The 24,256-nt window shown below is 61.7% G+C and carries 13 protein-coding genes; 12 read left to right on the plus strand and 1 reads right to left on the minus strand.

The window, feature by feature from the left end; translation table 11 throughout:
* Positions 1-18: 18 nt before the first annotated feature.
* The 12 genes from I2E69_RS02465 to I2E69_RS02520 all read left to right on the plus strand — a co-directional run bounded on the left by I2E69_RS02465 (position 19) and on the right by I2E69_RS02520 (position 23,038).
* Entirely contained in the window at positions 19-3,333 is a 3,315-nt protein-coding gene (locus I2E69_RS02465; protein WP_195458558.1) for a PL29 family lyase N-terminal domain-containing protein, read from the plus strand.
* Between the two features lie 19 nt (positions 3,334-3,352).
* Positions 3,353-5,809, plus strand: coding sequence for a PL29 family lyase N-terminal domain-containing protein (locus I2E69_RS02470; protein WP_229095333.1), 2,457 nt, complete (start codon positions 3,353-3,355; stop codon positions 5,807-5,809).
* Between the two features lie 18 nt (positions 5,810-5,827).
* On the plus strand, positions 5,828-10,069 hold the full coding sequence (locus I2E69_RS02475; protein ID WP_229095335.1) for a DUF4886 domain-containing protein: 4,242 nt from the start codon (positions 5,828-5,830) through the stop codon (positions 10,067-10,069).
* 12 nt (positions 10,070-10,081) lie between these two features.
* Positions 10,082-13,792, plus strand: coding sequence for a BACON domain-containing protein (locus I2E69_RS02480; protein WP_195458559.1), 3,711 nt, complete (start codon positions 10,082-10,084; stop codon positions 13,790-13,792).
* A 61-nt stretch (positions 13,793-13,853) separates the two neighbouring features.
* The gene (locus tag I2E69_RS02485) at positions 13,854-14,642 is read left to right on the plus strand and encodes a S1/P1 nuclease (protein WP_195458560.1); all 789 of its coding nucleotides are present in this window, start codon (positions 13,854-13,856) and stop codon (positions 14,640-14,642) included.
* 140 nt (positions 14,643-14,782) lie between these two features.
* Positions 14,783-15,256: a 23S rRNA (pseudouridine(1915)-N(3))-methyltransferase RlmH gene (rlmH, locus tag I2E69_RS02490; RefSeq protein ID WP_195458561.1), complete on the plus strand. Its 474-nt coding sequence runs from the start codon at positions 14,783-14,785 to the stop codon at positions 15,254-15,256.
* Positions 15,257-15,259: 3 nt separating this feature from the next.
* Positions 15,260-15,835: a helix-turn-helix transcriptional regulator gene (locus I2E69_RS02495; RefSeq protein WP_195458562.1), complete on the plus strand. Its 576-nt coding sequence runs from the start codon at positions 15,260-15,262 to the stop codon at positions 15,833-15,835.
* A 76-nt stretch (positions 15,836-15,911) separates the two neighbouring features.
* On the plus strand, positions 15,912-18,233 hold the full coding sequence (locus tag I2E69_RS02500) for a TonB-dependent receptor (RefSeq protein WP_195458563.1): 2,322 nt from the start codon (positions 15,912-15,914) through the stop codon (positions 18,231-18,233).
* Between the two features lie 12 nt (positions 18,234-18,245).
* Positions 18,246-18,725, plus strand: coding sequence for a hypothetical protein (locus I2E69_RS02505; protein WP_195458564.1), 480 nt, complete (start codon positions 18,246-18,248; stop codon positions 18,723-18,725).
* 9 nt (positions 18,726-18,734) lie between these two features.
* A complete protein-coding gene (gene nadC, locus I2E69_RS02510; protein WP_195458565.1) occupies positions 18,735-19,589 on the plus strand; it encodes a carboxylating nicotinate-nucleotide diphosphorylase in 855 nt (284 codons plus the stop codon).
* 115 nt (positions 19,590-19,704) lie between these two features.
* Positions 19,705-21,657, plus strand: coding sequence for an LTA synthase family protein (locus tag I2E69_RS02515; protein ID WP_195458566.1), 1,953 nt, complete (start codon positions 19,705-19,707; stop codon positions 21,655-21,657).
* Positions 21,650-23,038, plus strand: coding sequence for a GNAT family N-acetyltransferase (locus I2E69_RS02520; RefSeq protein WP_195458567.1), 1,389 nt, complete (start codon positions 21,650-21,652; stop codon positions 23,036-23,038). The genes I2E69_RS02515 and I2E69_RS02520 overlap by 8 nt, the downstream gene beginning before the upstream one ends.
* Positions 23,039-23,089: 51 nt before the next feature.
* Here I2E69_RS02520 and nagA read toward each other — a convergent pair whose 3' ends face one another.
* Complete coding sequence (gene nagA / locus I2E69_RS02525; RefSeq protein WP_195458568.1) at positions 23,090-24,256, minus strand: N-acetylglucosamine-6-phosphate deacetylase; 1,167 nt, start codon at positions 24,254-24,256, stop codon at positions 23,090-23,092.

Below are 24,256 nucleotides of genomic sequence, written 5' to 3' on the forward strand. Positions count from 1 at the left end.
CGATAAAACTCAATGGCAATGAAACGAACCATGATAACAACGCTTCTGGCATCGGTCCTCCTCTTCGCGGGCGGATGCAGCGATAATTTCGACGACTCCGCCCTGTGGAAAGGCGTCGACGAGATCTACAACCAACTCACCGAGCTCGAAAAGCAGACCGACGAAATAAACCGGCAGATCCAACTGCTTTCGGCAGTCGTCAACGGCGGGGTCGTCACCTCGATCACGCAGGACGCCGAAGGCAACAACGTCGTGCGGTTCAAGGGACCGGACAACGTCGAGCACAGCGTCACCGTCGCGACGAAGGACGACGTGACGACCGCACCGATCCTCGGCACGAAGGAAGAAGGCGGCGTACTCTACTGGACGACCACCGCCGGCGGCAAGACCGACTTTCTGAAAGATACCGACGGGGCGAAAATCCCCGTCGCCGGACGTACGCCCGAAGTGGCCGTCGACAAGGAGGGCTACTGGACCGTCAACGGCAAACGCCTGACCGACGCAGCGGGCAATCCGCTGAAGGCCGAAGGCAAGGAGACATCGCTCATCACGGGCGTCACGCGCGATGCGAACGGCAACGCAGTCTTCACGCTGGGCGACGGCACGACGGTATCGGCCCCGGTTTTCGACGCCTTCAATATCGTTTTCAAGGTCGGCGACACCGTTCTCGGTGACGAATACGTGGTCGAGGACACCTCGCAGCCGCTCACGATCGGCTACGAACTTACGGGCGAGAAAGCCGGCGAGACCATCCTGAAGATCATGCGCGCCGAAAAGCTCACGGCCGTGGCCGACACCGCTGCCGGAACCATCACCGTCACCTTCGGCAATGCGTTCGAGGAGGGCAGCTTCACCGTGATGCTCTGCGACACGGAGGAGAACGTCCTGATCCGCGTCGTGCGCCTCGCAGCCAAAAGCGCCAAACCCGAATACTACGGCATCAAGACCGCCGAAGACCTGCGCAAATTCGCCGAGGCCGTCAACTCCTCGCGCAGCTACGACCGTTACCGCGACGAAAGCGGCGACGTGGTGCTGCTGAGCGATGTCGACATGGCCGGCACGACGGAGTGGACGCCGATCGGCACGGCCGAGAATCCCTTTACGGGCATATTCAACGGCAAGAATTTCGCGATCAAAAACATAAGCTGGACGGCCGACGCCGCAAAATCGACCGCACACGGACTGTTCGGCGTGCTGGAAAAAGCGACCGTCAAAAACCTCACAGTAGGCAATACGGGCGACAAGATAACGGTAACAGGGACCGCCGGGGCCGGGACGGCCATAGCGGGCGTAGCGGCATTCGCCACCGAATCGGTTATCGAAAGCGTAACCAACAACGTTTCGATCTCGTTCGAGGCCGAAGACCCTGCCGGAACGCTCGTCATGCTTGCAGGCATCGCCGGGCAAATGTCCGGGACGACCATCGGCGGTACGTCCGCCGCAGTGAAATGCGCCAACAACGGCGACATCACCACGGGCCCCATCGCCAACACCGGAAACGGCGGCACAGGCATGCAGGTGGGAGGCATCTGCGCCTACATCAAGTCTGCCGAGAACAACCTCATCGGCTATTGCACCAACAACGGACGCGTGAACGCGCCTTCGGGACGCGGGGGCGGCCTGGCGGGAACCTTCGAGAAGGGAACCATCGCCAACTCGCTGAACAACGGACTCATCGAAGACGACGCTGCCGGGCAGTACGCCGGACAGAAAAACCAATACGGCATCAAGCGCATGGGCGGCCTGGTCGGCGGTTCGACTTCGACTGGCTGCGTCATCGAGAACTGCAACAACCTCGGCAACGTAATCACCCACCTGGGATGCCGCACAGGCGGTTTCTCGGGCCATAACCTCGGCACGATCCAGAACTGCAAGAACACCGGGGCCATCATCGGCAACGTGACCGTCGACGGCGCGAACTACCACGGTCCCGGCTGGGCCTGCGGCTACAACCAGAGCGCTTCGCTCATCAAAGGGTGCATCGGAAACGGCTTCGTCGGCGACTACGACACCTACAAGGACGCTCCGAAGACAGCTCCGGCGGCGATGCACGCCACAGCCGTCTGCCACAAACAGTCGAACTACAACACCGAGGAAAATACCGTGGACTGGTCGCTTCCGGCCTACTACGACTGGGAACTCAAACAGACGATCCAGCTCCATCCTGGCGTGAAATACACCTACTACGAGTTCACCAACCTGCCGCGCAAGATGCACGTGCTGGAACTCGACCTGACGAACGACGCCGTGGAGATCGCAACCTCGATTTCCAACGACCTCGTGCCCAACCCCAACGGCAACAACAACAGCAACAACGGCAAGAACATCCGCGAGACCCTCTCGGAGAACTGCACCCGCAAGCGCGCCGAAGGGCAGGAGATCATCGCCGGCATCAACACCGGGTTCTTCAATTCGCACGACGGATTCCCGCGCGGCCTGCACATCGAGGACGGCCGCCCCGATTTCGTGAATAACAAGACCGTGCGCACGTCGCTGACCAACCACCAGAACTGCTTCACCTTCTTCAAAGACCGCACGGTAAGTTGCGGCAAGAAGGTCTTCACGGGCAAGATCGAGGTCGACGGCGTCGAGTACGAATACCACTCGATCAACGACACGATCCTGCGCCGGGGCAACGTATCGCAGGAGGCCAACCTCTACACGGCGCGCTACAAGAAGACGCCGCACCCCGGTATTCCCTCGCTGACCAACACGCTGCTCAAAAAAGCGCTCTACGTCGTAGCGAAGAACACCTCGGGCAACCCCATGACGGTCAACGACGGCTGGTTCGAAGCCACCGTGACCCAGATCGCCGACGGACGCACGACGGAACTCGCCGAAGCGCCCTACCTCACGACCCTCGACCAGTGGGCCGTGCAGCTCACGGGAGCCGCCGCCGAAGCCTTCGCCGGAAAACTCTCCGTAGGCTCGACGCTCCGCATCCGCGCCGACGTGGCGGTGGACGGCGTTTCGACCCCCATCCTCGCGCAGAATTCGACGATGTACCACCTCCTGGACAACGGCGTGGATAAAAACCTCGCCTCGTCGGTTTACGATCCGATGACCTACGTGGGCGTCGACCAGCCCGGAACGAAAGTCTACTTCTTCGTCATCGACGGCCGCCAGAGTTGGGTTTCGATGGGCGTGAAGTTCTACGAAATGGTCCGCATCGCCCAGAAGTTCGGCTGCTGGAACGTAACCCGTTTCGACGGCGGAGGTTCGACGACCATGTGGCTCTACACCGACGGCGAGGGCAAGGTGGTCAACAAACCTTCCGACTCGAAAGGCGAGCGCAGTTGCATGAACTACATGCACGTGCGGATCAAAAAGTAACCCTTAAACAGAGAGAACAATGAGAAATATCCTGAACATCATAGTGCTTATGGCCGGCTTCGTCCTCCTCTGGGGGTGCGACGAATACGACGACGGGCAACTACGCAAGAACATCGACGCCATCGAGGGAGAACTCACGGCGGCCGAACAGCGCATCGCGGAACTCAACGACCAGATGAGCTCGCTCACAGCGCTCGTCAACAGCAGCTTCATCTCCTACCTCAAGCAGGACGACAAAGGCAACTACGTCGTTTGCTACCGCGACCACGGCGGCGAGACCAAGACCATTACCCTCGCCACGCAGGGCGACGTAGTGACCGCCCCGATCGTCGGGGCCGGGGAATTCACCGACGGGAAACTCTACTGGCGCACGACCGCCGACAACGGCGAAACGTACCAGTGGCTGCTCGATGGGTCGGGCGAGATGATGCCCGTAGGCGGCGTACCTCCCACGATGGGCATCGACGCCGAAGGATTCTGGACGGTCAACGGCGAGCGTTTCGTCGGCAAAGACGGCAAACCCGTACTGGCCAACGACACGAGCAACACGCTGTTCCAGTCGGTCGAGACCGACGAGGAAAGCGGCATGGTCCGTTTCACGCTCGCCGACGGCAGCACGTTCGAAATTCCGGTTTTCGAAGCGCTGAACATCAGCTTCGACGCCGCCCCCGTAACGGCCATCGCCGACCGGGCAACGCCGGCCTACATCAAATACGCCATAGCGGGCAGCGAAGCCGAGAACGCCCATATCGACTACTTCACGGCTTACAACGTAACGGTGGAGATCGACAAATACACCCGTACGATCTCCGTCCGGCTGGACGAAGGCGCCGAAGAGGGCAACACGGTGATCCTGGTTACGGCCGGGGGCAACACCGTACTTAAACCCCTCTTTTTTACCTATGGAACGGCCCAGATCGAGCCCCCGACGTGGGACCCGCAGTTCGGGACTGGAACGGAAGTCGCCCTCGAAGGCGAATTTACCGAATTCGATATCAAAGTGTCGGCCAACATCGAATACGACGTTGCAATCGCCGAGGAGTGCCAATCGTGGCTCAAACCCACCCCCACGACGCGCGCCCCGATGATTACGACGACGCATTCGTTTGTTGCCGACTATTATGAAAACGACAGCGGCGCCGACCGCAAGGGTTCGATCACCTTCTCGAACCGCCCCTACGGCGTAACCGTCACGCTCGCCGTGCGCCAGTCGCCCGTCATTCCCGACGTGCCGACCGACCCGGGTATCTCCACGGGCGCCGACCTGGTGGCCTTCGCCAAGGCGGTCAACGCAGGCGGCAGCACGAGCCGCTGGCAGAACGCCTCGGGCGAAGTGGTGCTGCTGAACGATGTCGACCTGACGGGACTCACCGAGTGGACTCCGATCGGATCGGGCAAAGCCACCGGAACGCCCTCCTACAACACGCTGGTCAACCCCTTCACGGGTGTATTCAACGGCCAGGGCTTCACGATCAAGGGTATCCAGTGGACCTTCGACGCCGAAGACGAAACGACCCACCTGCACGGCCTGTTCGGCGCGCTGAAGGGCGCCACGGTCAAGAACCTCAAACTGGGCGCCGCAGGCGACCAGATATCCGTCACGGGCGCAAGTTCCAACGTCGTGGCCGTAGGTGCGCTGGCAGGTTATGCCGAGGGTTCGACGATCTCGAACGTCACCAACAACGTTTCGGTGATCCTCACGGGCGACAATCCCGATGCGACGCTGATGATGCTCGCCGGCATCGCCGCCTGTGCGAAGTCGACGACTATCGGCGGTGAAACGAAGGACCTCGCCGTCGTCAACAACGGCGACGTGAAGACCGGCCGCATCTCCAACACGGCCAACGGCGGTACGGGCATGAACGTAGGCGGCATCTGCGCCTTCACGCTCGGCGGAGGCATCAAGCTCGACTACTGCACCAACAACGGCGCAGTGAGCGCCCCGACGGGACGCGGCGGCGGTCTGGTAGGCACGCTGGGCGGTCCGACGAGCGAAGAGAACGGCACTGCAGTCAGCAACTCGACCAACAACGGCACGGTGCAGGACGACGCCGTGGGCCAGTATGGCGGCAGCCGGGATTACTACAACAACAAGCGCATGGGCGGCCTGGTGGGCGGTACGGTGACCAACAACAACATCCGCATCGAATACTGCACCAACAACGGCAACGTCTTCTCGCAACTGGGATGCCGCACGGGCGGTTTCGTGGGCCACAACCAAGCCACGATCGTAGGCTGCGTGAACAAGGGAATCATCCTGGCCAACATCACCCTCGACGCCGGCGCTCCGCAGCACGGTCCCGGCTGGGCCTGCGGTTACAGCGCCAAGGGGCTCGTCACGCAGTGCGCCAAGGGCGGCCGCGTCGGCGAATGGGACACCTGGAAGGACAACCCGAGCGGCGCTCCCGAAGCCACGAACGACAACGCCCTGTGTTACCGCAACAGCGAATATTTCGATCCGTCGCAGAACTACTAACGCTAAACAAAGACATCCATGAAACGATTCCTATATTTCCTGCTCCTGACGGCGATCGCCTTCGCCGCAGGATGCAGCGACTACGACGATTCGCAGCTCAGCGGCCGTATCGACGGCTTCAAGGAGCGCATCGCGAAGCTCCAGGGCCGCATCGCCTCGCTCAACAGCCAACTGGCGGACCTGAGCGAACTGACCTCGGGCAACGTCATCACTGCGATGGCACAGGATTCCGAAGGCAACTACGTCATTACCTACAAGGACAACAAGAACGAAGAGAAGAGCGTCGTGCTGGCCACGACCGACCAAATGCTCAACGTTCCGCTGCTGGGCGTCGAACTCGACGCGGAGAGCGGCCTCTATTACTGGACCGTAACCGTCGACGGCGAGACCTCGCCGCTGTCCGGCAACGACGGGGAGCAGGTTCCCGTGAGCGGCCACACCCCCGTGGTGTCGGTCGACGCACAGGGCTTCTGGACGGTCAACGGCGAACGGCTGAACGACGCCTCGGGACGCCCGATCGAAGCCAACGACGGCGAAAGCTGCCTGTTCAAAAGCATCGAACGCGACGCCAACGGCAACCTGTCGCTGACGCTCGGCAACGGGGAAGTCGTAACGCTGCCCATCCAACAGGTGCTGAACCTCACGCTCTCGACGGCGATCAACACCACGGTGGTCGATATTTCAGCTCCGATGACGGTCAAATACACGCTTCACGGCGAACACGCCGCCGACGCGCTGGTCGGCATCGCGGCGGCCGAGGGTCTCGAAGCTGCGCTCGACAAGCAGGAACAGCAGATTGCAGTCACCTTCCCGGCTGGCTTCCGCGAGGGACACCTGATCGTGGTGGCCTACGACATGCTGGAGCACACGGTGCTGCGTCCGGTCTTCTTCACCAAGGCGACGAGCGACCGCATCGAAATCGGCACGGCTGCCGAACTGGTGCAGTTCGCCGCCGATGTCAACGCCGGCACGGGCGCACAACTGATGACCGCCGTGCTGACCGGCGATATCGATATGACGGACATCGCTTCGTGGACGCCGATCGGCAACGGCACGTTCGCCGCCACGACCGCCGTATCCACGCCCTCCGGGGCCGTCTTCGAAGGCACGTTCGACGGACAGGGCCATACGCTGCGCAACTTCAGGATGGCCGCAACGCTCACGGGCGACAACCAGACCTACGGCCTGTTCGGCGTACTGAAAGGCGCAACGGTCCGCAACCTCGTACTGGGCGCCGAAACAGGCGACACGGGGTCGTTCACAGTTTCGGGCAACGGCGTCACCTCGACAGGCGTCATCGCCGGGGCCAGCATCGAATCGACGATCGAAGACTGCACCAGTTACCTTCCGATGGAGTGCCTGGGCAACGGAACTTCGGGCAAACTGATGACCATGGGTCTCGTGGGCTTCGTCTACGGAGCGGGCACGAGCGAGGAGACCGTCACACAGCTCATCGGGCTGAAGAACTACGGCACGCTCAAGGCCGTGCCGGGAGCCGCCAACGCCAACGGGTTCACTTCGACGCAGGTGGGCTGTATCGCAGGACTTTCGAACACCTCGCGCACGTCGACCTTCCAAAACAAGATCACGCGCTGCGTGAACTACGGCGACATGGAGACCTCGACGGGCCGCGCCTCGGGCATCATCGCCGCGGCAAACACCTTTACGGTGGTTTCCGAATGCGACAACCACGGCGACATGCTTAATACCTATGCCGAATCGGGCGGCGGACGCCTGGGCAACATCACCTGCATCCTCGGCACGGCGTCGAAAGTCGACGGCTGTACGAACTACGGCGATGTCGTGGCCACGAACGCCAAGACCCACGCCGGAGGACTGGTCTGCCTGACCAACTCCGCCGACAGCGAGGTCCTCAACTCGGCCAACTACGGCAACGTGATCACCGACCTTGCGACCTACCGCGGAACGCTCGTGGCCAATATCAACAACGGCGCGAAACTGGACAACAACACAGCAGGCGGCGGTGTAGGATCGTACAACGGCGGAAACTACGTGATGGCCGACATCGACGAGACGAACTTCATGGACTACATCGGCCTGATCAAGACCGGCAATGAATCGAAGGTGACCAACACCAAATACGGTGGCGACATCTCCTCGGCCAAGGGCATCCGCACGGCCGACGACCTCGTGGCATTCGCCGCGGCGGTCAATGCCGGGACCTCGATTGAAGAATGGCAGAACGAGGACGGCGAGGTGTGCCTGCTGACCAACATCGACATGGCGGCGGTCACGGAGTGGACCCCGATCGGCAAGGCGGCCTTCACGTGGGGCAGCAACAAGCTCGCCCTCACGGGAACGCCCTTTGCCGGGCACTTCAACGGACAGGGCTACCGCATCCGCAACCTCAGGATGGTCGCCGCGGGCAGCGAGGAAGGACAGGCATACGGATTCTTCGGGGCGCTGGCCCCGGGGGCCGTGGTCGAGAACTTCTCGTTCGACTCGGGGTGTTCGCTGACCGTAACGGCCTCGGCGCGCTGCGCGGCGGGTCTGGTGGCCGGTGTCGTTTACGATGCTACGGTGCGCGACATCACCGGCTCGGCCCCGATGCTCTTCCAGGGCGCCGCCAGAGCAAGCGTTCCGATGTACATGGGCCTCATAGGCTTCGCCTTCGCCGAAACGGCGGGCGTCGTGATCGACAGCGTGAACAACAACGGCGAAATCACGGCGGAGAACCGGACTCCGAACCTCGAGGCCGGCGGCAACGCCTGCCATGCCGCGGGCATCGTCGCCTTCGCCACCAACGAGGCGTCGTCGCAGCAGAAGGTCATCATCTCCGACTGCATCAACTACGGCGCGATGACCTCGGCGCTGGCCCGGACTTCGGGCATCGTCGCTGCGGCCAACCGCTACACCCAACTGACCAACTGCGTCAACCACGGCGATCAACTGAACACCTTCCCCAAGCAGGGCGGAGGCCGCCAGGGTCAGATCACCTGCATCACGGGCACGGGATCGTCGATGATCGGCTGCACGAACTACGGCGACCTCACCTCGACCACCGGAGGCCGCACGGCAGGCATCGTCTCGCTGTCGAACACCGCGACGTTCGAGAACTGCGCCAACTACGGCACGATCCTCAGCGACGACGCCAACCGCGGCGTATTCTGGGCCTACAACAACGGCGCAGCAGCATGGACCAACTGCACCGCAGGCGGCAAGGTGGGCACATACAACAACGGTACGCCCGTCTTCGATTCCTATTCCGAAGCCGACCAGGCCAACTACCTGGGCAAGCAGGGCGCGACCAAATCGACGCTGACGAACATCGTCTACCAACTCGGCAACTCGGGCGGCGGCGATCCGGGCGGCGAAGCCCAACTGCGCATCCTCTTCATCGGCAACAGTTTCACCAAGGACGCCGTGGAGCACCTGCCGGGCCTGCTGAAAGCCGCAGGCATCGACAAGGTGAAAATGACGCACATGTACTACGGGGGCCGCACGGTTCCCGAGTACAACAACGGATTCGCCACCGTGAGCGACTACCGCTGCTATGAGTGCGCCCCGGGAGCCGCCGGATGGACCGAACTGATGAACAAGACGATCAAGGAGGTCGCCGCATCGGACGAGTGGGACATCGTGACCATCCAGGAGCACACGGGCAAGGTCAACGCCTGGTCGTGGACCCCGACCGAAAAGGAGGCTTTGCAGGGACTGATCAACAACGTGAAATCGACGCAGACCGGAGCCATGCCCAAATTCTGCTACATCCTGTCGCAGGCCTACGGCGACCCCGCAATCGTCAGTTATTCACAGCAGACGGTGATCGTCAACAATTTCGCCTCGTCGCAGGCCGACATGTACGCCGCAATCGTCGCACAGGGCAAAAAGGTGATGGCCGAAGTCACGTTCGACGATCTGATCGCCACCGGGACCGTCCTGCAGAACCTGCGTTCGTCGAAACTCCAGAACGCAATGGACATGACCCGCGACGGGTATCACATGGACTACGGCATCGCACGCTACGCCGCTTCGTGCGCCGTCTTCGAAAAACTGATCTCCCCGGCATTCGACGGCGTGACGCTCGACGGCAACCCGTTCCGCTACACGATTTCGAACACCACTGCGGGCAGTTACTCGACACCCGTCACCGACGCCAACGCCCCGCTCGCCCTGCAAGCGGCGCGCTACGCCCTCGCAACGCCCTATGCCGTGACTGACATGTCGGACATCGACCAGGAGAAGCCCGACAACGGCATCGAGGACACGGAATTCGACGACGACAAGAATAAAGAATAAACCCCGACCGAAATGAAAAAACTACATATCCTGCTCTTCGGCGCGGCGCTGCTCTTCAGCAGTTGCACCCGGGAGCCAGAAATCACCGAACCGGCCCCGCCGCCCGCCTCGTCGGGACTCGTCATCAAAGCCGCCTGCACCCCGGCGACCCGCACCGACATCAACGAGGGTAAAAGCACCTGGGAAGCCGGCGACCGCATTACGGTCGTCTACGACGGTGCGGCCTACGCCTACACGGCCGCCGAAACCGGCGCCACGACCACCTTCACCAGCGACGCAGGCATCGCCTCGTACGATGCGTCGAAACCGCTGACGGCCTACTACCCCGCCACGACCGCCGAAGGCATCGTCAGCGTGGAGGCCGGGCGCACAATCGCCTTCCAGGGCACGGAGCAGGCCAACACGGCCTGCGCACCGCTGGTCGGCACGCCGCTCGAAAACAATCTTTCGGAAGGGGCGCTACACGTCTCATTCCGCAACATCTTCTCGGTCATCGAACTGCGCATCGACGCCGGCGACCTGGAAAGCCCGGCACGGTCGATTACGGTGGAACCCGCCTCGGAGGAGGGATTCGAAGGTTACCTGACCTTCACCGGCACGGTCGACCCCGCAACGCTCGCCCTCACCCCGGCCCCCGACGGAACCGGCACGAAGCTGACGCTGGATTTTCCCGAGGGAGCCGACCTGACCAAGCCTCAGACGATCAAATTCCCCGTCGGACGTTTCACCTCGCCGGCGGGTCTGAAACTGACGCTTTCGACAGCCGACGGCAAAAGCTACACGAAGAACGTCTACAAATCGGGCGTACGCACCTATAACGAAACCGACGGCACGTTCGCGGCCCGCCACCTGGCCAAGGCGCTTTACGCCTTCGCACCTCCGGGAGGCATCTGGACGGCTGACGACCTCGTCGAATTCGCCGCAGCGGTCAACGCAGGCGAAACCCTCGCCCCGTGGCAGAACGACGAAGGCGTCGTGGTGCTGCTCGACGATATCGACATGACAGGCACGACGGCATGGACCCCGATCGGCGATGCGACCTTCGCACTGGCGAGCAACGCCATCTCGATCAGTTCGGGACGCCCCTTCACGGGCTTTTTCGACGGACAGGACCATGCGATCTGCAACTTCAAAATGGTGTGCGACAACGCCACGGCCAACCGTGCGTGGGGGCTGTTCGGCGCACTGGGTCCCGGAGCCGTCGTCGAGAACCTGATCTTCGACGCCTCCTGCTCGCTGGAGGTCAAGGCTTCGAAGGGTACGGACTGCGGCATCCTGGCCGGACTGGTCTACGACGCTACCGTACGCAACGTCACCAACAACGCCCCGATGTCGTTCGACGGCTCGGCAGGCAACGTCCGCATGACAATGGGCATGGTGGGCCTCGCCTTTGCCAACGAAGGGGTCAGGATCGACCGTCTGGTCAACGAAGCCGACCTCACGGGCGAAAGCGGCGGCAACACCGGCAACGGCGCAACGGGCGTGCAGATCGGCGGCATCTGCGGATTCAGCACCAACCACGCCAGTTCGGCAAATCCCGTGGTCTTCACCGACTGCGTCAACCGCGGCAACCTCTCGACCAAAGCGGCCCGCGCCTCGGGAATCGTCGCCGCGGCCAACCGCTACACCCACCTCACGGCGTGCACCAACTACGGACATAACGTCAACGCATTCGCCACATCGGGCAATGCACGTATCGGCAACATCACCTGCATCACGGGGACCGGCGCCAAGTTCACCAAGGTCGTGAACCACGGCGACGTGATCTGCCAAACGAACGGCGCGGCAGGCAGTATCGTCTGCCTCGTGAACCACGACGACAACGAGTTCGTCGGATGCGAAAACTACGGCCGCGTCATCTCCGACCGCGACAACAACAACTACAAGGGAACCTTCTTCGGGCAGTGCAACAAGGCCGCCCTGTTCCGCAACTGCATCGCGCAGGGAGACGTGGGCACGTACAACAACGGCAGCTACGTCATGGCAGGCGTCAATGCCGACAACTACATGGATTACCTCGGTGCGCACAGCGCAGCGGCGGTCAACGTCACGCGGGAGAACATCCTCTACTACCCCGCCGGATCGAACACTCCCGCCGAAGCGACTTTCAGTGCAGCCCCGGGATCGGTCGAACTCAACGCCATGGGGACCAACGCCGCCGTGGTGAGTCTCTCGGCCGCCGACTACGACTGGACCGTGAGCACGGGCGGCGACACGTGGGTAAAGGTCACCGACCTGAACGACATGCCCCTCGCGTCCGGCACGAAAAGCCCCTACGTACAGCAAATCCGCATCTCGGCCGACGTGAATCCGCAGACCGAACCGCGGCCCGCAACGGTCACCTTCACCTCCACGGACCAGACGCAGACGGCAACCGTCTCCGTCACACAGGAGGGTGCAGGTCCGGCCTTCCCCGGCCAATGGGTGCTTTCGGCCTCGACCGTCGGGCAGTACAACACCGCATGGACCTCGTCCAACATGCTCCCGGCGACCTCGGGCAGTTCGGCCTATATCTCCGTCGTACGCGGCGAAGCCAACGCCGGACGCGAGTTCACCCGCACGGTCAGCTCTTACAAACCCACCGTTTCAACGATGGTCGAGGGCGATTACTGGCTCTACACGATGCCCGTAAAGCAGTTGCCGGCAGGCACGGCGATCGAGTTCAACGCCACGATGGCGGGCGAGGCCAATTCGCCGAAATACTTCATCGTGGAGTACCTCGACGGAGGCACGTGGAAGAGCGTCGAAGAGGACCTGCTCACCGCCCCCGAAGACCCCTCGATCCGCTACACCTACAAATGCTCGGGCGTCAGCTCCGGAACCAACTACCAGCACGCCAATGTCATGCAGACGATCCGCTTTACGCAGCCCGTCACCGGAGCCGTACAGATCCGCTGCCGCGCGGTGGGACGCTACACCTGTACCGGCGGGGCGCAGAACATCGCGGCGAGCAACTCGGCGAGCCTGCTGCCGCCCTACGGATTCACGGCCTCCTACGTGCAGAACCTCGGTACGGCAGTCCCGGGAGACACGAAAAAGGTGTTATGCCTGGGCAACTCGTTCTCCTATTACAGCAATCCGGTCTGGATGCTCAAGGAGATCGCCTGGAACGAAGGCCATTACCTCAACATCAAGGGCCATTTCAAAGGTTCGCAGAATTTCGGCCAGCAACTGGGGCTTTCGTTCTCGACGGACGCCATCGACATCGGAGACTACGATTACGCCTTCATCCAGGACCAGAGCCAGAACCCCGCGACCTACGGACGCGACGGCACGGCCTCGATAGCGGCCAACTGTACGGCGCTGGCCGACCGGATCCGCGCAAAATCGGCGTCGTGCAAAGTGATCCTCGAACAGACCTGGACCTTCTCGGCCAGCAGTTACGGCGGGTTCACCGACTTCCAAACCTTCGAGAACTACAACGCCGCAGGCGCACGCGCCATGGCCCAGGCCGCCGGGACGTGGCTTTCGCCGATCGGCGTGGCGTTCAGGACCGTACGCGAAGGAACGTCGGGCATCAACCTCTACTACACCGACAACAAGCACCAGTCGGCCTACGGCGCCTACCTGAAGGCCTGCGTCAACTACCTCGTACTCTACGGCACGGCGTTCGGCAACGCGCCCGCGGACTGCGGCATCGAGCCGTCGAAAGCCGCCTACCTCCGCCAGGTCGCCGAACAGGTCGTACTGGGCCACGAAAACGAATATTTGATCCAGCGGTAAAGGAATTATTTCGTACCTTCGCATACGCAAACCGCACGATCAACCCGAAAAAACACATACCATGAAAAAACTGCTGTTACTGCTGCTCTTCGCCGGCATCCTCAACACGGGGAGCGTCTTCGGATGGGGACGCGAAGGGCACGAGACGATCGCCAAGATCGCCGAGCGCAACCTGACGAAAAAGGCCAAGAAACGCATCGAGAAGTATCTCGGAGGTCACTCGATCGTCTACTTCGCCAAATGGATGGACGAGTACCGCCACACGCCCGAGTACAAGTTCACCAACAACTGGCACACGGCGCCGGTCGACGCCTCCCTGCGCTACGAGGATTCGATGCTCACGAAGGGCGGCAACGCCATCTACGGACTGGAACTGGCCATCGAGAACCTCAAAAACTACCGCAACCTCACCGACTCGGCCGTGGAGGTCAACCTCAAGTACGTCATCCACCTGGTAGGCGACATGCACTGCCCGGCACACATCAAGTACACGACGCACAACATGAAATACGACGTGATGTTCGAAGACAAGTACCACAAGCCGCACAAATTCTACGTCCACAGCGTTTGGGACAACGAGATCATCACCACGGCGCGCATCTGGTCGGTCAGCGAATGGGCCGACGAATTGGACCGCCTCCCCAAGGCCGAAAAACAGGCCATTGCCGCGGGTACGCCCCGCGACTGGCTCCACGAGAGCGCCGTCGGATGCGAAGTGCAGTTCGAGTGGGCAAAGCCCGACCAGCAACTGGGACAGGACTTCCTGAACAAGGCCGTTCCGCTGGTCGAGCGCCAGATTCGCAATGCCGGATACCGTCTGGCCCGTGTGCTGAACTGTCTATTCGGATAAAAACTCCGGCTTCCGGACCCCGATGCCGCGCCACAGAGCGCGGCATCGCTGTTTCGGGGCGGGAAAAACGATTTGCCCGAACCGAATAAAAAGGCTATCTTTGCGACGGCCTGCGTACGACGCACACACAGGCGGAACGAATGACCATAGAGCTGATCGTCATAGGAAAAACCGACTCGAAAGAGATCGCCGCGCTGGTGGAACTGTATGCCCGGCGCGTGAATTTCTATTGCCGGTTTGCGGTCACTACCCTGCCCGACGTGCGCAACACCAAAAGCATGACCGTCAAACAGCAGCGCACGGCCGAGGGCGAAGCCATCCTGCGCCAGCTTACCGACGGCGACTACGTGACGCTGCTCGACGAGCGGGGCGAGGAGTACCGCTCGGTGGAGTTTGCGCTCTGGCTCCAAAAGCGCCTCAACAGCGGCGTGAAACGCCTCGTGCTGGTTATCGGCGGCCCTTACGGTTTCTCGGACGAGGTTTACAGGCGTGCCGACAGCAAACTGTCGCTCTCGCGCATGACCTTCTCGCACCAGATCGTGCGGGCCATTTTCGCCGAGCAGATTTACCGGGCCTTCACCATCCTCAACAACGAACCCTACCACCACGAATAGCCGATGGAACAGCGCCCCGCCATAGCCGTCCTGACCTCCAACATCCTCGTAGGCGTGGGGCTGCGCGCCATCCTCGAGAAAGCGGCCCCGGCGGCCGACGTGGAGTTGTTCGGCGATTTCCGCGATTTCACAGAGGCCAATCCGGAGCGGTTCTTCCACTATTTCGTCACGGCGCAGTTTTTCGCGGCGCACAACGCCTTTTTCCGCGCCCGGAACCACAAAACCATCGTACTCACCAACGGACAGTCGCCCGCCGGAATGCACAGCATCGACGTGCAGGCCGACGAAGAGCGTTTCGTACGCTCGCTCATGCAGTTGCAGCACAGCGTCCGCCGTCCGGAGCACGCCCTGCCCGCACAGCCGCAGGCGGCACAACCGCTCACGGAGCGCGAAACGGAGGTGCTGGCGCTCATCGCCGGCGGGCTGATCAACAAACAGATCGCCGACCGGCTCGGCATCGGGCTGACGACAGTCATCTCCCACCGCCGCAACATCATGGAGAAACTCGGCATCCGCACGGCCGCCGGGCTGGTGGTCTACGCTCTCGCGGCGGGTTACGTCGATCCCGACGGGATGTGACGCATCCTCATAAATAAGGATTGCACCGACCGAAATAAAACCGTTACTTTGTACTTTCGATAACCGCACCCGACAAATGCACTATAAATCGCTCGCCATACCCCTGCTGCTGCTGGCCTCCGCCGCCACGGCCCGTACTGCGGGCGGTAACGGCCCGGCCCCGGACACGGAGGCGGCCGACACGGTGATCGTGGTGGACAAAGTGCAGGTGACGGCCATCAAGCAGGGCCTCGTACTGCGCTCACAGCCCGTCGCAGCGTCGATCATCGGCAGCCGCGCCATCGAGCGCTGCGGCATCGGCGCGGTCAAGAACCTTTCGCAGACAGTTCCCAACTTCCACGCCCCGGATTACGGTTCGCGCATGACCTCGTCGATCTACGTGCGCGGACTCGGGGCGCGCATCGACCAGCCGGTCATCGGGCTCAACATCGACAACGTTCCCGTGCTGAACAAGGATAATTTCGACACGGAACTGGCCGATGCCGAGCGCATCGAAGTATTGCGCGGCCCCCAGTCGACGCTCTATGGACGCAACACGATGGGCGGCGTGGTCAATGTCTACACCCGCTCGCCGCTCACCTACGAAGGCGTGCGGCTCACGGCCGAATACGGCAGCGGGGATTCCTACCGTTTCCGCGCCTCGTCCTATTACAAACTCACTCCCGACCTGGGCATGGCCGTGACGGGCTATTATACCCACACGGGCGGCTTCTTCGACAACGACTACACGGGCGAAAAATGCGACTGGGAACGCCTCGGCGGCGGACGCTGGAAAATCCAGTGGCGCAACAGCAAGGGACTTCGCATCGACAACACCCTCTCGTTCTCGGTGCTCGACCAGGGCGGCTATCCCTATGCTTACGTCGGCGAAGAGATCGTACGCGACGGCAAAACCGTTATCCGCCACGGCCAGATCAGCTACAACGACCCCAGTTCATACCGTCGCACGAACATCAGCGACGGCCTCACGGTGCGCTACGACGCCGAAAAATACTCCGTTTCGTCGATCACCTCATACCAGTACTCCGACGACGAGATGCTCCTCGACCAGGACTTCACCCCCGACTCCTATTTCACCCTCCGGCAGGCACGGCGCGAACACGCCGTCACCGAAGATCTCGTTTTCCGCTCGCGGGACGGACGGCGCTACGGCTGGCTGTTCGGAGCCTTCGGGTTCTACCGCCACGGGACGATGGACGCCCCGGTCAACTTCAAACAGACGGGCATCGACGAACTGATCCTCAAGAACGCAAACGAGAACGACAAAACCTACCGCTACGCCTGGGGCCGGGCCGACGGAACGGGCAGCGGGGAGTTGTTCCTGGGCAGCGATTTCCGCATGCCCTCGGCCGGGGGAGCCCTCTACCACGAGTCGAACTACACGGCCGGACACTGGCGGTTCACCGCCGGACTGCGTTTCGACTTCGAACACGCCCGCCTCAGCTACCGCAACTACACGAGCACCTGCTACACGAAGACCCTTATCAAGGACGGGACCGTCTACGAACGGCCGGTAGAGATCGACAACCGACGCACGCTGAAACAGAATTTCTCGGAGTTCCTGCCCAAATTCTCCGTCATGTACGCCTTCGACGAGATACGCAACCTCTATATTACGGTAGCCAAGGGGTATAAATCGGGCGGATTCAACACCCAGATATTCTCCGACGTGTTGCAGCAGGAGCTGATGAACCAAATGGGCATCGGCGAGGTCTACGATGTCCGCAACGGCGTAACCTACAAACCCGAATACAGTTGGAACTACGAGGCGGGCGGACACTTCTCCTGCATGGACGGCGCCGTAAGGGGCGATTTCGCGGTATTCTACATCGACGTGCGCGACCAGCAGCTCACGGTCTTTCCCCCGGGACAGACCACGGGCCGCATGATGACCAATGCGGGCCGCACGCGCAGTCTCGGAGTCGAAGCGGCCTTACAGGTCTCGCCGTGGCGGACGCTCGACATCAACGCGGCATACGGTTACACCGATGCCCGGTTCGTCCGCTACGAAACCACCGTGAAGAACGACACAGGCGATCCCGTGCGCGTCAGCTACAAGGACAACCGCATCCCCTACGCCCCGCAGCACACCTTCTCGGCCGGTGCGGCATGGACTGTGCCCACGGGCGTTAAATGGCTCGGCGACCTGGTCCTGCAGGCCGGAGTCAGTTGCACAGGACGTATCTGGTGGAACGAGGAGAACTCCCTCTCGCAGCCGTTCTACGCCCTTGCGAACGCCTCCGTTAGGTTCGAACACAAAAACTATTCGCTCGACATCTGGGGCCGCAACCTCGGGGGAACGAACTACGACGTATTCTATTTCAAGTCGATCGGCAACGAGTTCGTCCAGCGCGGACGGCCCCGCACGTTCGGCATCACCCTGAATATAAACATCTAACAATACAAACGCATGAAAAAATTCCTCTTCCTGCTGTTGGCCGCCGCCGTTTTCACGGCCTGCGATAACGACGACGACAACTTCACGCCCGACACCGGGTCGTACGACTGCCTGCTGGTGGTAACCGACGCCTCGACGGGCGACGAGACCAACCGGGCGTCGAACGTCGTATGCAGCCTCGACGAGCAGTCTGACAAAAGCGTCTCGCTGACGATGAAAGACGTGAAATTCACCGACAATCCGCGCGAACCGGTGAAAACCATCGTCTTCCCGAAACTCGCCTGCCGCAACGACGGCGGAACGACCTACTTCGAACATGCAGGAACAATCGTTCCCGAGATCGGCGGCGCCCCCTACGAGGACTACGTGATCTCGAACTTCGAATGCCGGCTGACCAACAACGCCTCGACGTTCTACCTGACGTTCACCTGCGTCAATGCAACCTACCGACTGAATCATACCGCCGCTTTCAACGGCACAATCATTCAATAAATCAACGTTATGAAACCCGAATACAAACCTTTCGTAGACGAATTGATCGAACTCTGCATCAAAGAGGACATCGGCGACGGCGACCACACGTCGCTCTCGTGCATCCCTGCCGGAGAACACGGGCGCATGCGCCTGCTGTGCAAGCAGGAGGGCACGATCGCCGGCATCGAAATCGCACAACTCGTGTTGCAGCGTCTCGACCCGGAGATGAAATTCGAACAGATCCTCAGCGACGGCGACCGCGTGAAGCCCGGCGACGTGGCTTTCTACGTCTCGGGAAGCCTCCGGTCGCTGTTGCAGGCCGAACGCATCTTGCTGAACATCATGCAGCGCATGAGCGGCGTAGCGACCCAGACGGCCGTTTACGTCAAGCAGTTGGAAGGCCTCCACACCCGCGTCCTCGACACGCGCAAGACCACGCCCGGCATGCGCGTACTGGACAAGATGGCCGTGAAGATCGGCGGCGGCGAGAACCACCGCATGGGCCTGTTCGACATGATCCTGCTGAAGGATAACCACATCGACTTCGCAGGCGGCATCCGTCCGGCGATCACCGGCGTCAGAGAATACCTCAAAGCCAAAGGCAAGAACCTCCCGATCGAATGCGAAGTCCGCTCGCTGGAAGACATCGACGAGGTGTTCGCGGCAGGCGGCGTCGACCGCATCATGTTCGACAACTTCACGCCCGAAATGACCCGCAAAGCGGTCGAGAAGGTCGCCGGACGCTGTGAAACCGAATCGAGCGGCGGCATCACGCTGGAGACGATGCGCGACTACGCCCAGTGCGGCGTCGACTTCATCTCGGTAGGCGCACTGACGCATCAGATCAAGTCGCTCGACATGTCGCTGAAAGCCTGCGAATAAAGTAGAGTCGCACCCCGAACCAGGCCCCTCCCGAGGGAGGGGTTTGGGGTGGGATCAGGCCAGCGAACGCAGCCACAGGCCGTCACAACGACCTGCCCCGTTAAACAGACGCTCCATGAAACGAACACCGGTTCAAATAACAGCTCCCCTATCACGCCTGCTCCATACGCCCTTGGCACTGCTCGTGTGGCGCATCGTACTGCTTTATGCGGTGCTGATGCTCTGCCGTGCGGCGTTTTACATCTACAATGCCGCCGAACTCGGGCCCCTGGCCTGGAGCGAACTGGGGCAACTCCTGGCCGGATCGCTGAAATTCGACACCGCGTCAGTCGTCTACGCCGACGGTGTGTTCATCCTGCTGTCACTCATGCCCCTGCACCTGCGCGAACGGCGCTGGTACAGGGCAATGCTCTTCTGGTACTATGTAGTGGTCAACTCCCTGCTGGTCACGGCGACGAACCTGGCCGACACGGTCTATTTCCGCTACACGCAGAAGCGTTTCACGGCCGACGAAATCTTCTTTGCCGACAACGACAATTCGGCACAGTTGGTCGGGAAGTTCATGGCCGAGAACTGGTATCTCGTGCTCCTGTGGATCGCCCTCACGGCCCTGCTGGCATGGGGCTACCGTCGTAAAGTCCGCGAAGAGAGCCTCTTCAGCCGCGGCTGGGCCTACTACGCCGGCGGCACGGTCGTTTTCGCACTGGCCGCCGCCCTGAGCATCGCCGGGATGCGCGGCGGCATGACCCGCATGACCCGTCCGATCACCCTTTCCAACGCCACGCTCTACACAGCCGACAGCGGCAAGGCCAACCTCATCCTGAGCAACCCGTTCTGCATTCTGCGCACTGTAGGAAGCGCGGGGAGTGTCAAATACAAAAAATATTTCCCCCCGGAGGAATTGCCGCAGCACTTTACGCCCGTGCACCAGCCTGCCGACAGCGCGGCTGTCGACCTCTCGGGCCGCAACGTGATGGTCTTCATCATGGAGAGCATGTCGGCCGAACACTCGGCCTATCTCTGCCCGGAAGTCTATGCCGACCGCGCGGTGAAAGGCTTCACGCCGTTTCTCGATTCGCTGATGCAGAACGGACTGGTGTTCAAGCAAATGTATGCAAACGGCACACGCTCGATCCAGGCCATGCCTTCGGTGCTGGGAAGCATCCCGTCGTTCCGCACCCCTTTCGTGCTGATGCCGCAGTCGTTGGGCGAAAGCCGTCAACTGCCTGCGATGCTTGCGGACAAAGGCTATTCGACGGCCTTCTTCTGCGGCTCGGAACGCGGTTCGATGGGCTTCGGAGCCTATGCCCGTTCGGCGGGCGTCGAGCGGCTCGTGAGCCGCGAGGACTACGAGGCCAGGCACGGCACAGGCGATTTCGACGGCTACTGGGGTATCTGGGACGAAGAGTTCCTGCAATTCACCGGGGAAGAGCTGGCGGAAACCCCCGAACCGTTCTTCGCAGCGCTGTTCACCCTCTCGTCGCACCATCCGTTCGTCGTGCCCGAAAAATACGCCTCGACGCTGCCCGACGGCTACACCCGAATCCACAAAGGGGTGGCCTACGACGACCAGGCGTTCCGCCTCTTCTTCGAGCGCTTCGGCGGCGAAGAGTGGTTCCGCCGCACGGTTTTCGTCTTCGTGGCCGACCACGTATCGAGCGAGAAGTTCGCCGAAGAGACGCGCTCCTACCCCGGCAACATGCACATCATCGGTTTCATCTACACCCCCGACGGAGCCCTCCGGGGAGAAGTCGAGGAGGTCACGCAGCAACTCGACATCATGCCCACCGTACTGGGTCTCACGGGCAACCGCAAGCCCTATTTCGCCTTCGGCCGCGACGTATTGAACGAGCCGGAGCGCCCCCGGTGGTCGGTGTCGTACGACGGACAGTTCCGCGCCCTCACGGGGGATGCGGTCCTGCGTTTCGACGACGCGGGCAGCACCGTCACGCCGCGCCTTGCCGGAAATCCCGCGCCTGCGGAAGCGTCGCTGCTGTCCGATTTCCAGGCCCTTGTCCAGCAGTATTACACCCATATCGAACGCAAGAGTTACACCCCCAATGATTGAATTCAAACCCGTGCGCCTCGAAGACCGGGCGGTCATCGAGCGCTATACCATGCCTTCGGGCATCTGTAACTGCGACCTCGCCTTTGCCAACATGTACTGCTGGCAGGCCGTGTTCCACAGCGCGTGGGCCGAGATCGGCGGATTCCTCGTGATCCGCTTCCAGATCGACGGCGGCGAGCGTATCGGCTACATGCAGCCTGTCGGCGAGGGCAATTTCGGCCCGATCATCCCCGTCCTGCGCGAGGATGCGCATGCCCACGGACAAAGACTGCGGATCATCGGCCTGACGGACGAAGGGCGCGACACGATCCGCCGGGTCCACCCCTGCCACTTCGCATTCGAGTCGGACCGTGCGCTGGAAGACTATGTCTACAACGCCGACGACCTGCGCAACCTCACCGGGCGCCGTTACCAGCCCAAACGCAACCACATCAACCGCTTCACGGCCGAATACCCCGACTACCGCTACGAAGAGCTCACACCCGAACGTTTCGGGGAGTGCATGGCCCTCGAACGCGAGTGGCGCAGGGGCCACGACGGCCACACGTCGGAGTTGTGCGCCGAACAGCGCGCCATGCAGCGGGCCTTCGAGCATTTCGACGAACTGGGCCTGATCGGCGGATGTATCTACGTCGGCGACCGGCTTGCGGCCTTCACCTACGGTTCGGCTGTCAACGACCATACTTTCGACACCCATGTCGAAAAAGCCGACACGGAGTTCGACGGCGCCTTCACGATCATCAACAAACTCTTCGCCCAGCACCTTCCCGAGCGTTTCACGCTGATCAACCGCGAAGAGGACCTCGGGCTGGACGGACTGCGGCAGGCCAAACTCTCCTACCACCCCGCTTTCCTGCAGCATAAATTCGCGGCAATCTGCATGCACCCCGACGAAATCGCCTGCAAGGAGTTGTGGACGAAGGCTTTCGGCGACGACGAACAGTTTGCCGATTCGTTCATCATGCGCTACTATTCGCGCAATAGGATGCTGACGGCCGAGGTCGAAGGACACATGGCGGCGATGCTCCACCTCCTGCCGTTCCAGACGGAACTGGGCCGCACGACCTATATTTACGGCGTAGCGACGGACCCCGCATTCCAGTGCCGCGGGCTGGCCTCGCAACTGATGCGCGAGGCGATGGAACGGATCGCGGAGCAAGGCGACGACGCGGCGCTGCTGATCCCGACGCCCGACAAGGAGTGGCTGCGGGATTTCTACGGCCGATTCGGATTCGAAGGCGACATTCCGGCGGAGTTCGTCTCCCCGGACCGCTTCGATTTCGGTACGGGCGACACGGCGACCGACCGGGCGATGGTCTGGCGGCGAAACCCGGAAGGACTGCTGCCGGAAAAACTGACTGCCGTCTACGACAAACAATAACACAAAAGAGCCGGACTTTTCAGAAAGTCCGGCTCTTTTTACGACCGCACATCACTTCACCCGGCGGCCTCCGACGAAAACAGCCCTGACGGTTATGTCGTCGTCAAAAAGGATGACATCCGCATCCTTCCCCGCTTCGAGCGTTCCTTTCCGGTCCGAAATGCCCATGATACGGGCCGGGGTTTCGGAGGCCATGCGCACGGCATCCTCCAGCGGAACACCCGCTTCCCGGACCATCGTCCGAATCAGCCGGTCGGCCGTGGCAATGCTTCCCGCCAGCGCGCTCCGGTCCGCCAATTTGCACACCCCGTCCTCGACGATCACCCGCGGATCGAAAGGTTTCCCGCCCTCGGGCATCGCTCCCGCGGCCATCGAATCGGTCACCAGCGCAACCCGTTCCGCACCCTTGAATTTGTAGGCCATACGCAGCAAGGCCGGAGGAACATGGATTCCGTCGGCAATCACCTCCACGGTCATTTCGTCCGTCAGATAGATGCCTTCGACTGTCCCTTCGCGTTTGTATTCGCCCTCACGGTGAACCCCGGTCATGGCGTTGTAGAAATGCGTGGCATGTGTAAATCCCGCCGCACAGGCGGCTTTCACCTCCCCATAATCCGCCGTCGTATGGGCCAGCGCGACCAGCACGCCCCGCGAAACGGCACAGCGGGCGAAATCGTACGCCCCGGGGAGTTCGGAAGCAGCGCTCCAGCGTTTGATGCACGGCGCGGCGTCCAACATGGCTTCATATTCGGCCGGATCGGGATTCGAAATATATTCCGGTGGTTGTCCGCCCTTCATCGCCGGATTCAGGTAATTGCCTTCGAGGTGAAGCCCCAGCACCGCAGCCCCGTTGCCGGGATGCCGCTGCACCTGCCCGCAGGCGCGCACCGCCCGGCGGAATGTATCGGGCGAAAAGACTGCCAAGGTGGCATACAGCGCCGTCGTTCCATATTGGGCATGCGCCTCAGCCACCGTCCGGAACGCTTCGGGCGTAGCCTCCAGAAAGTCGGCCCCGCCACCGCCGTGCACGTGCAGATCGATGCAGCCCGGTGCAACGCAGAGCCCCTGCGCATCGACAGGTTCGGTCCCTGCGGCAACGCCGCCGTCAGGGCATACCGCGGCAATACGCCCTGCACGGATCACCAGCGAAGCCCCCGCAAGCCAGCCCGCAGGGGTCAGCACGCGGCCGTTTACAATCGTATATGCGTTATCATCCAT

Origin of the sequence: Alistipes sp. D31t1_170403_E11, from assembly GCF_015553985.1 — a bacterium.
Lineage (GTDB): Bacteria > Bacteroidota > Bacteroidia > Bacteroidales > Rikenellaceae > Alistipes > Alistipes montrealensis.